This window comes from Streptomyces sp. NPDC090445 (genome assembly GCF_044769385.1).
Taxonomy (GTDB): Bacteria; Actinomycetota; Actinomycetes; order Streptomycetales; family Streptomycetaceae; genus Streptomyces.
Window position 1 is genome coordinate 196,950 of sequence record NZ_JBIVXV010000001.1, and the last position, 11,316, is coordinate 208,265.

At 68.2% G+C, this 11,316-nt stretch carries 2 protein-coding genes; one reads left to right on the plus strand and one right to left on the minus strand.

Translation table 11 applies throughout. The features are described 5' to 3' along the window. Positions 1-63 precede the first annotated feature (63 nt). Positions 64-7,377 (minus strand): ricin-type beta-trefoil lectin domain protein, encoded by a 7,314-nt coding sequence (locus tag ACIQUT_RS00950; RefSeq protein ID WP_403557855.1) that lies wholly within the window; start codon positions 7,375-7,377, stop codon positions 64-66. Between the two features lie 490 nt (positions 7,378-7,867). Here ACIQUT_RS00950 and ACIQUT_RS00955 point away from each other — a divergent pair, with 490 nt between their 5' ends. Further along, positions 7,868-11,071: a DNRLRE domain-containing protein gene (locus ACIQUT_RS00955; protein WP_403557857.1), complete on the plus strand. Its 3,204-nt coding sequence runs from the start codon at positions 7,868-7,870 to the stop codon at positions 11,069-11,071. Positions 11,072-11,316 lie beyond the last annotated feature (245 nt).

Sequence of the window (11,316 nt, forward strand, 5' to 3'; positions counted from 1 at the left end):
TACCGCAGCCGGGCCAGATCGCGTGTGGGCCGACCCAGCCATCCGGGTCGGCCCACACAGACGCTACCGATCTATCCACACATCGTGAACTCCGACAAGCGTTCGACCATCACTAGTAGTGACCGTATTACCGGGCGTGTTGAGCCAATCGTCGAATTCTCGCTGCTGAGGATTCTTCTTGGCAGTCCCACCCTTTACCTCTATCCCGTACCACTGACCGTTGATCTCAACCGTGCCGTCATACTTGCGAACTCGCATTCCTGGCGCGGAAACTGCGGTCTCATTGCGCATAACGACTGCGCCGTCCATTTCCAGCTGATCCCAGGCGTTCGCTTCATCCGCAGCACCGTCGCGTCCCGGCTCGCCGTTACGCTTTGAGAACTTGCCGTCCGCCGAACGCGGGGCACCCCCAGCCGGGCAATTGTGAACTAGGACCGGAGTGGCGCCTGCCAGCACATAGTACGTGTGGAGGTCTGCGACGGTGAGGTTGTAGGTCTCCTTGACGTCCTGGTAGGTGCGGATCTGGACAACGGCCGCAGGCGTGCCGTCGTCGGTTCGGAGTGTCGTGCCCGGCTTGAGGTCCCCTGCGTCCTTCCAGGCCTGGTCCGATTCGGACCAGAACGGGTGGTGGTCTGTCGTGGTGATGGTCTTCACGCCGTCGTCCGTCTGAATGGCGACGTCGACGTACTTCTTGTCATCGGTGGTGTAGATGGTGGCTGTGACGGCCTTGGGCCCGGTTTCCCCTGTCTCCGGGTCGGTGGCCGTTACTTCATCGTCGGCAGCCAGTTGTTCGATCGGCTTCGAGGTGCCGTCTGCCAGTTGAACCTTCGCGCCCGCCACGAAGCTGTTGCATTTACTGAACACGCGGGCGAACAGTCCGCGCGCTGCCATCGCCCCCGTCTTTGCCTTGCCGCCGAACCCGGGGGAGAAAAGTTCCGCGATTTGATACGCGGCAGATTTCTCGTTCAGGCCGAACCTCTCGGACATCCGAGTGGCGACCTGACCGCCAGACATACCGAAGCGCGCCAAAACCGGGGTAAACGGATTAACCATGTCGCCGGTACGGAGGAGGCCGCCGATCAGTCCTCCGACAGCATCCTTCGCTACTTGGCGGAGGTTGCGGGGAGCAGGCTTGATGCCCTCGTTCTTTCTGATCTGCTTCCTGATGTCACGGTCATACCAGTGCCAGGTTTCACCAGCGGTCTGGTAATACCTGCGCTGAGCTGCCGGTTCACGGTAGGTGATCGTGGAAGCGTTCGAGAATGTGATGACGGAGCTGCCGTGGCAGTCGTAGAGGGTGCCGCATTCCTCGCTCCGCAGGCCCGTGGGGTCCGACCCGGTGATGGGGTTGCCGGCGGAGTAGGTGTAGCCGTTCATCTGGAGCGGGTCGGTGATGTCGATGATCGGGTCGACGGAGATGAAGCGGCCCGTCGCGGGCTCGTATTCGCGGGCGCCTATGTGGGTGAGGGCGGTCGCGTTGTCGTCCACGCCCGTCCCGAGGAAGGTGTGGCTGCCCGGCCAATCCGAGGGCTGGGCGCCTCGGGGGTTGCCGTACGGGTCGGACTTGCGGCGGGTGTCCTTCTGGCCCGGGGCCTGTTCGATGCTGGTGGTGGCCGTGTTGTGGTGGTCTGTCAGGAGGATGGACAGGGTGTGGCCGGTCGCCTTGCCGTTGGTGCGGCGGACGGTGGTGGGGCCGCCGCTGGGGCTGCCGTAGTAGCGGACGGCGTCGATGGCCTGGCCGGCCTTGTTGACGGTGATCTCGGTTTCGCCGAGGTAGAGGGTGCGAGCACTGCCCGTCTCCTCTATGACCCGGTTGCCGGATGCGTCGTGGAGGTAGTTGGTGGTGTTGCTGAAGCTCCACTGCTGGGCTGCCGTCGGGGCGGGGCCGGCGCAGGGGTAGATGTCGAGGTCGTTGCCCTCTGCGGCGTTGTCGTTGGGGACGGTGAGGCAGCCGTTGGTGCCCGTGTACAGGGCTTTGTCCGCTGCCCGGTAGGTGAACTTCTGTTCCGGCCTGCCGTCGCAGGTCCTCAGGACCGCGTCTCCGTTCTCGGAGGTGAGGCACTTGCCGAGGGCCTGGACGGTGTCACCTGTGATGCGCCACTGCTGCGGCTTGGTTTCGTTGCAGGAGAGGAGCTGGACTGCGGTGCCTTCGGCCGTTTTGCCGTTCTCGACGTCGAGGCACTTGTCGGCGAGCCCGGTGATGGCGACGGCGCCGATGCCGGGGCTGGTGGCGGAGGTGAGCTTGTTGCGGCGGTCCCAGGTCAGGGTCTGGGTGTCGCCGTCGATGCGCCGGGTCTTGGTGTTCCCGGCTGCGTCGTAGGTGTAGGTGGACGAGGAGTTGACGGTGGAGGTCGCGGTCTTGGCGGTCTTGGCCACGCCGGTCAGGGCGTGCGGCTGCTTGACCGGGGATCCGGCGCCCTCCTTGAGCGCGACGCCGTAGCCGTAGGTCGTGACGTCGTCGAGCGCGGTGTTCGTGAGGTCGTGCTCGGTCAGCTTGGTGCGGTTGCCGACCGCGTCGAACTCGTAGTCCTGCCAGTAGGCGTCACCGGGAGCGGCGGAACCGACCTCGGTGAGGGCGGGGCCGTTCGAGCCCGTGGGGCAGCCTTCGGTCTTGCCGGTCCAGGCTCTGGTGAGCCGGCCGATGGCGTCGTAGGTGTAGCACTGGCGGTCGATGCGTCCGCCGGGCTGGGTGTCGGTGATGGAGGTCGGGTTGCCGACCTTGTCGTAGGCGTAGGTGAGGGCGGAGACCAGGTTGGACTTGGTGAGGTCGTCCTTGGTCTCGCGGTGGCCGGCGGTCTCGGTGATCCGGCCGGTGTGGGTGTCGTACGCGTTGGTGGTCCACACCCGGTGAGGGGCCGCGCCGGAGGCCGTGCGCAGGACCTCGCCGAAGGGGCTGTAGACGGTGTCGGCGGTGTACCAGGTCAGGCCGGACATGGTCTGCACCATGCCGTCCGCGTTGTAGCGGGTGATCAGCTTCTCGGCGGCGAGGCCGCCGATGGTGGCCGGGAGCGTCGTCGACTGCACCTTGCCGGTGGGCGTGTAGGTGGTGCTGTAGGCGTAGGTGCCGGCCAGGCCCTTCGTGCTGGGCAGGCTCGGGATCGTGATCTTCGATCCGGTGGGCCGGTACTCGCTGTCGTAGCCGGTGACCTCGCTGACGTACGAGCCCGCGCCCCAGTTACGGGTGGCGGAGACGGGCTGGCCCTTGGCTCCGGGCAGGGTGTCGTAGGTCCATGTGGCGACGACCGGTCCGGTTTCGGAGTCGTCGTGCAGTGCGGTCTTGCGGCCGAGGACGTCGTACTTGGTGTACTGGGCCAGGCCGCGGGAGTCGGTGGCGGAGACCTGCCGGTCGAGGATGTCGTACGTGAACGTCGCCTTGCCCATGTCGGGGTCGTCGGACGAGGTCATCCGCCCGCGGGCGTCGTAGGCGTACGTCCAGTTGCTGCCGGCCGGGTCGGTGACCTTGGCGAGCTTTCCGCGGGCGTCGTACGTGTACTGGGTCTTGGTGGTCGCGGGATTGCTGTCCTTGGCCGGGTCCACGTCCGCGGGATGGGTGGACGTGTAGTGCTCGACCAGGGTGGTGCGGTTGAGGGCGTCGGTCGTGGTCTTGACGGCGCGGCTGCCGGCGAGCGGTGTGGCCCCGGTCGGGGACATGGCGCTGCGGGTCAGCGTCCAGTCGCCGCCGTACTGGGTGAGGGCGGACTGCTGGGGGGTGCCCTTCTGCAGGGTGGTGGTGCGCACGGGGCGGCCGAGGCCGTCGTAGGCGGTCTGCGTGGAGTTGTGGATCTCCGTGAGTGACTGCGGGACGAAGATGGCCGTGTCGGCCCGGCCCTCGGCGTGGTAGCCGTTGTTGGTCTGGCTGACCGTGCCGTTCGCGCTGTACAGGGTGTCGGCGATCACGCGTCCGCCGCCGGGGGCTTCGGCCTGGGTCTGGCGGGGGCGCAGCAGCCCGTCGTAGATCGCGATGGAGGTGGTGTAGGTGCCGTCGTCCTTGAGCGAGCGGGACGTGACGGCCGGGGTCTTCAGCTCCTCGATCTGGTACTCGAAGGTGTAGGCGGGTCGGTCGGTGGCCGGCTTCTGGGAAGGGGTCCAGACCTTGGTGCTGCGGCCGAGTTCGTCGTAGGCCGTGGTGACCTTGCGGCCGTTTGCGTCGGTCGTCTCCAGCACGCTGCCCCGGGCGGGATCGACCTTGGCCGTCACCGTGTGCCCGAGGGCGTTGGTCACCGTGGTCGCGAACGTGGGACCGGTGGCCGGGCTGAATGCCGTGGTCGCGGCGTTGCCTGCGGCGTCATACGCCTTGACGGCCCGTCCCAGCGCGTCGTATTCGGTGCGCCCGGCGGTCGTCCAGCCGGTGCCTGCCGCGTCCAGGGCGTCGACCTGGTAGGGGAGGCCCTTGGCGGGGGCCGCGCCGAAGGCGTTCACGGCGTCGAAGGAGGTGCGGGCTGCGCTGAGGACCGTGCCGGTACTGGTGGCGGCATCCGTGCAGTCGCCGGCCGTCGTGCGGACCTGGGCGGGCAGGCCGATCAGGTTGTTCGCCGCGTTGTGGACGTAGGTGGTCTTGTTGCAGGACTGGTCGACCGTGGTCCAGCCGGTGCCCTTGTTCTCCATGACGTCGGTCTGTGTGCTCTTGACCAGGCCGTACGCGGTTTCGAAGTCGTTGCGGGTCCGGACCATCCTGGACTTGCCGCCGCTGACCGACTGGATCTCGTCGGTACGGGCGACGCCCCTGCGGTGGGCCTCCAGGTCGGTGGTGTCGACCCTCTTGCGGGTCGCGGTCGCGGCGCCGGAGTCCCAGGGCCAGGTCAGGTGCCGGTTCTCGACGGCTCCGTTGGCCTTGGCGTAGGTGATGGTCTCGGCGGTCAGGCCCTGGTACCGGGGCTTGTCCTCGCCGAGCTCCTCGGTTCCGGTGGAGTCCTTGACGGTGACCTTGGCGCCTTCGCGGGAGAGCCCGCGGAAGTAGCGGGTGCGCGTCTGGGACTGTTCGGTCGCGGTGGGCGTGCCCGCGTTGGCGGTCTGCCCCGTCGTGGTGAGCACGCCGGCGTAGCCGCGCCACTGGCTGTAGGTGCGCAGCTCGGGCTTGGTGAACTCGTCGTCCTCCTTGGCCCAGGCCGCGCCGCCCTCGTAGGTGTAGCTGGTGGTGACGGCGGGACGGAGCGCCACGCGGTCCGTTTCGACCACGCTGTCGACGACGTACTTGTTGAACCATTCGATCGGGGTCTTCTCCGGCGGCAGGTCCGGATCCGGGGACCAGTGGACGGGGAAGCAGCGGGTCGTGTTGCCCTCGGGCTTGAGGCCACTGGTGCCGACCGGGCAGGGGGCGGAGTAGTTGACCTGGATCTCGCCGCCCGTCTCTGTGCGGATCGTCGCGATACGGAGCCGGTCGAAGTCGGGCGTGGCTTCGTTGGCCGACTTGCCGACGCGGTTGGGCATGTCGTTCTTGTTGGCGGTGAAGGTGACGGCCGGCAGGGAGACGCCGATGGCGCCGTCCTTGACGCCGTAGCCGGTGCGGGTGATGGACTTCAGCCACAGCGGGGGGTGGGTGTCGGTCCGCTGAGCGGGGAACGACTGGTCGAGGGACCACTGGTCGACCTTCGACAGGGCCGTGGAGCCCTCGGTGCGCTGCCCGTAGGTACTGATACCGGCCAGGCGCATGTTCGACCAGAAGGTCGGGGCGCCGGTGTAGCAGTTCGGCACGTCCATCGTGCAGTGCAGGGTGGTGGGGGTGTCCCACCAGCCGTGCTTGTCACCGGCGTTCTTGGAGTTGAACTGCGCGTCCCCGCACTTGATGTCGCCTTCGGCGAAGCAGCGCGGCTTGGCCTCGAACTCGACCCGGCCGGCCGGGGCTCCGGCGAGGTTGTCGGCGCGCAGCCCGTAGAGGATGCGGACCGGGTAGCCGCCGCGGACGTATCCGACCTTGGCCCGGTCCTTCTCCGAGAACTTCTCGTTCCTGGCGTAGCGGTTCTCTTCCTTCTTCCAGTCGACGACCATGGCGTTGCCGTGGACGTCCTCGACGTAGTCGAGGTTCCAGCGCCAGGCCTGGGTGCAGGAGGAGTTCGCGTAGGACGCCTGGTAGCACGGTTCGCCGGGGTGGTTGCCGAAGACCGGCACGGTGAAGACGGAGTCGGTGGCGGTCTGCGGCGTCGAGCCGTCGCCGTGGGCGCCTACGTTGTGGCGTCCGTAGTGGTAGCGGGTGCCGTCGCGCGTGGTGACGACCCAGTACTCGCCGTCCTTGGCACCGTTGCTGCCGCCCGTCCTGCGTTCGACGGTGGAGCCGTCGTCGGCAGCGGGAACCCACTTGCCGGTCTTGTCGTCGTGGACGAGCGCGGTCGTCACTCCGCCGAAGGACAGGACCACGTTGTCGCCGGCCCAGCAGAGGTCGGCCTTCTTCTTGTCCGTGGCGTTGTCGTTGTTGGGCTTGCTGATCTTGGCGCTGCGGTCGTCGGCGCAGGAGCGGTAGCGGCGCTCGATGAAGCCCGGGTTGTAGTCCCAGCCGTCACCGATCCACGACGCCTGGCCGTTGGTCGCGGACGTCTTGCCGTCGACGGCCTGCGAGGAGTAGGAGAACGCGATGGAAGGCGTCGGGCCCGCTGGTGCCGGGGGCACGGTCAGCGGATAGTTCCAGGAGAAGCCGCCACCGCTGCCGCCCGCCGTCCACGAGCCCGACGGTGAGAGAGAAGTGGCCTTGTAGCTGCCGCCTGCACCCGCAGCGCCGTCGGAGGCGGCCAGCACGACGGCACCGCCTGCGCTGCCCGTCATCGTGCGAAGACCCTGGGCGGGTGCACTGGTGGTCGGGTCCACGGTCGCGACGACCGTCTTCTCCGACGGGTTGTTCGTGCTCGGGAGGTCCTTGGAGACCGAGCACTCGGGGACGTCCGGGGTGCTCAGGAAGCACGCGGGAAGCTGCTTCAGCTGCAGGCGGGAAGACCACTCGGTGCCGTAGAGGTCCTTGAACTTCGTGTAGTCCAGCTTGACGTCGACCGGGGTCGATGCGCCGGCAGGCGGTGTGATCTTGATGAGTGCGCCGTCGACGCTGGCCGCCTCGGTCGCCGGGCGCGACTCGACGGCCACGTTCCAGGTCCCCGAGGGAGCCGTGGCGGTCCCCTCGGCCTTGCCGATGCTCACCGGGAGCGTGCCTGCCCGGACAGGCTGGTCCCCGGTCAGCGTGACGTCGTAGGAGCCGGCGGCCGGCGGTGCCAGGGCCTTCGGCTCGAACGCCGGCGGCGGCGAGGCCGCTTCACCGGCCCAGCCCTTGAGCTTGGCCGCCTCGACCGCATCGAGTTTGGCCTTGAGGTCTTTCTGGAGACCCGGAAGATCGACGCCTGTGCGGTCGCCGGGTGGTGCCGCCCAGGCCTGGACGGGAAGGAGAGATGCGACCAGCAACACGGACAGCGTGATGCCGGTGCGCCCGGCGAAGCGCGCACGGATTGCGCGCGCTTTTCTGTTTCCGGGCAGGCGGAAATTGTTCGCCGAGAACGGCGACATGTGGACCCCCCCACGCGCTGCCGCCCGGGCAATGGCACGCAGGCGGCAGGAAACTGACAATGAGCCAGTTGATTCTGCGGCCAGTCGATCAGAGAATCCAAGGTTCCGATATCCGGTGTGGCCTTTATCACCTTAAGCGCTGCATATGCTTGGATGAACGGTGTAAATCAGCCCCAAATGGGATGCCGGCCGTGCGGCTCGGGAGGTGAAGATGTCGGATGAATGGTTCATGCTCGACTGGCGTGCCCGCCTATGCGCGAACGGCGAGCGGGGAGCGAGCCATTCGCGTTTTTAGGCCAGTGGCCGAAATTGTTTTGCGAATACCGGGGGCTGCGGAAGCAGGAGCGCCCGAGGGGGGAGAAGTACGCTCGTGTCCGTTGGCGAATCCGTGGATGAGAGTCCGCCGACTACCGTCGAGGAAAAGGCTGCCGCACCGGCGACCCGCTGGTTCAAGCGCCGCAGGACCCTGGGGGGCCTCGCTGCGCTCCTTGCGGTCGCCGTCGCGCTGCCGGTCGGCGTACACCTGGCCGACAGCGACAAGGGACGGACCCGGCCGACGCAGGACGCCCCGCCCGTGGCAGAAGCCGAGGCGCGCCGTCTGGCTGTGAAGACCGGCAAGGAGGTCGAGGTCACCGCGGCGCACAGCGCGAACACGACCACGTGGGCGCGGCCTGACGGAACGTTCCGCAAGCAGGTCTTCAGTGCGGCCGTCCGCGCCAAGGCGGACGGCCGCTGGCAGTCGATCGACACCGGCCTGCAACGGGTGGAGGGCGGCTATGCCGCCAAGGCCGTGAACGGGCGGGTCGTCTTCAGTGCCGGTTCCCAGCAGCAGACGGGCGGAGGCCGGCGGTCCTCCCGCGGCGTCAGCCGGGTGGCGCTGAAACAGGACGCTCCAGGTGAGGTGTGGACCGACCTGGTTCGGTTGAACACCGACGGCCACGACATGGTGGTCAGCTGGCCCGGCCCCCTGCCCGAGCCCGTCATCGACGGCCCGCGGGCGCTGTACGAGAACGTCCGCCCCGGAATCGACCTGGTGATGACCGCGCAGGACGGCGGCTACTCGCACCTGTTGGTCGTCAGGGACCGGCAGGCCGCCGCCGATCCGCTGCTGGGCGGGCTCAACTACCGGCTGGCCTCGCCCGACCTGGCGTTCAGGCTGGACGCCGAGTCGGGTGCGGTCAGTGCCCGTGACGCCCAGGGCATGGAAGTTGCCGGTTCGCCGACCCCGATGATGTGGGACTCCAGCGGCAAGATCGCGACCACCGACGGCGAGCCCGCCTGGAAGCCCACCGCGGTCGCGAAGCAGCATCCGACGCTGGCTCTGCCCGGCCTGGCCGGCGCGGAAGGCGCGCGCCTGAAGCCCGCCAAGGTCGCGCTGGCCGAGAACCGCCTTTCGGTGACCCCGGACAGTTCCCTGCTGAACGCCGCGGAGACCGTGTATCCGGTGTTCATCGACCCCTCCTTCAAGGGGCACAAGCATTCCTGGACGCTGCTCTACAAGACGCAAGGCGGCTCCAGCTTCTTCAACGGGCAGAACTACAACGCGAGCGGCACGAACGAGGCCCGCGTCGGATATGAGTCGACCACGGGCGGAACATCCCGCTCCATTTTCAATTTCGACTTCGGCGGCGAGCTCCGCGGCACCGGCATCATTTCCGCCAACGTGCGCGCACTGCAGACGTACTCCTGGTCGTGCGACCAAAAGGCGATGAACATCTTCTCGACCCCGTACATCACCTCGTCGAGTACGTGGGACAACACGAACACGGCCGCCTACTGGAACCGGGTGGTCGCGTCCGAGTACTCCGGCTACGGCTACAACAGCTCATGCCCCGACAACTGGATCGCGCCCGACATCAAGGGCCTGGTCGCGGAGGCCGCCGGCAGCGGCTGGGGCGCGCTCTCACTGGGGTTCGCCGCACCGAACGAGTCGGACCCGTACTACTGGAAGAAGTTCATCGGCAACGGCGAGACCGCCCCGTACCTGGAGATCGTCTACAACACCCCGCCGGACACCCCGGTCGCCGCGAACATGAGCACCTCACCCGGCGGTGCCTGCCTCACCAGCGAGAACGGGGCAAGCATCGGCAAGACGAACGTGACCTTCCAGACCAGGGGAACCGACCGCGACGGCAACCTCAAGGCAGTGCAGATCGAGGTGTGGGACGCGGCCAGTGGACAGCACGTCCACAACGAATGGCTCACCCCCAACAGCGACGGAATGGTCACCCGGGAAGTCCCCTGGGACAAGTTCACCTCGGGCAGGAAGTACTACTGGCTCTCGCGCACCTACGACTGGGACGGATGGGGCTCGCCCGGCAGCGGCCCCCTGGACTCCGGAGGCGGCGGCTGGTGCACCTTCACCGTCAACCACGACGTTCCTCCGAGCCCTGAGATCTCCTCCTCCCAGTTCCCTCCCCGCGGCGACGCGCACACCGACTGGAGCGTGAACCCCGCCGGCACCCCGGACCAGGAGTTCAAGATCGGCGGCAACGGCGCCAAGGCCGAGGACATCCGCGAGTACCAGTGGAGCCTCAACCGGCCCGCATTCGACAAGAAGGCGACCCCGACCGCCGGCGACTCAGCCGTGATCAGACTCCAGGTCGACGTCAGCGGCCCCAACGTCCTCTACGCCCGCACGGTGAACAAGTACGGCAACGTCTCCGACCAGCGGGCCTACCCGTTCCTCGTCCGCCCCAGGCCCGGCCTGGACACGCCCGGCGACGCAACCGGAGACGGACACCCCGACCTCTTCGCCGTCGACAAGGACGGAAACCTCCGCTCGTACGCCGGCGACGCCACGGGCGACACCGACGAATACATCCGCGGGGCCATCCAGGACGGCGTCCCGGTCGGCGACGGCCACTGGAAGAGCTCAGCCGCGGGAACGAAGGCCCTCATCGGCCATTCCACGGACTGGTTCCCCGGCGACGGGCTCACCGACCTCATCGCCCGGATGCCCGACGGCAAGCTGTACGTCTACCCGGGCATCGGGACCGGCCAGGTCGACGTCGGCCGCCGCATGGAGATCCTCCTGCCGGCCGGTGCGCCCAACCCGGCGACGTTCCGGCAGATCGTCGTCACGGAGGACATCGACGGCGACGGGTTCGCCGACATGTTCGCCATCGCGGAAGACACGCTGTGGGCCTTCTCCGGTTACACCGGATCGAGCTTCACCTCGTACACGAAGATGGCCGCGGGACCGTGGACCGGCCGCGACCTCGTCGGGGTCCGCGACGTGTCCGGAGACAAGGTCCCCGACCTCCTCTTCCGCGACGACGCCGACGCCGACCGCGGCCTCGCGCTCCGCAAGGGCAAGCCGGGCACGAACGGCGGAGTCGACCTCGCCTCCCTCAAGGACGCGGCCAGCTCCGCCGGCGGCCAGGACCACACCTACGCCACCACCGGCTGGGGCCGGGCCGCCATCCCCATGATCCTCGGCACGCCCGACGCCAACGGGGACGGCATCCCCGACATCTGGGCCGTGGACACCCTCGGCAACCAGTGGCTCTTCCGAGGCGGAACCACCGTGATAGGCCCCGCAGCAGGCAGGGACGAGGACGGCTGGAACACCTTCCTCACGATCGGCTGACGCCACCCCGACCCCGCACCACCGACGACGGCGCCCGGCCGGGACGACAGTCCCCGCCGGGCGCCGTCGGCAGCCGCGGGTCCGGGGTGGCCGGGGTGGCCGGGGTGGCCGGGGTGGCCGGGGTGGCTGGGATGGCCGGGATGGCCGGGATGGCCGCGCGCGGAGCTGTTCCCCTACCCGCCCCTTCCCGAAACCGGGGCTCCACCCCGGACCCCGGTGCGCTCAAACGCCGCGCGGGCTGGGAG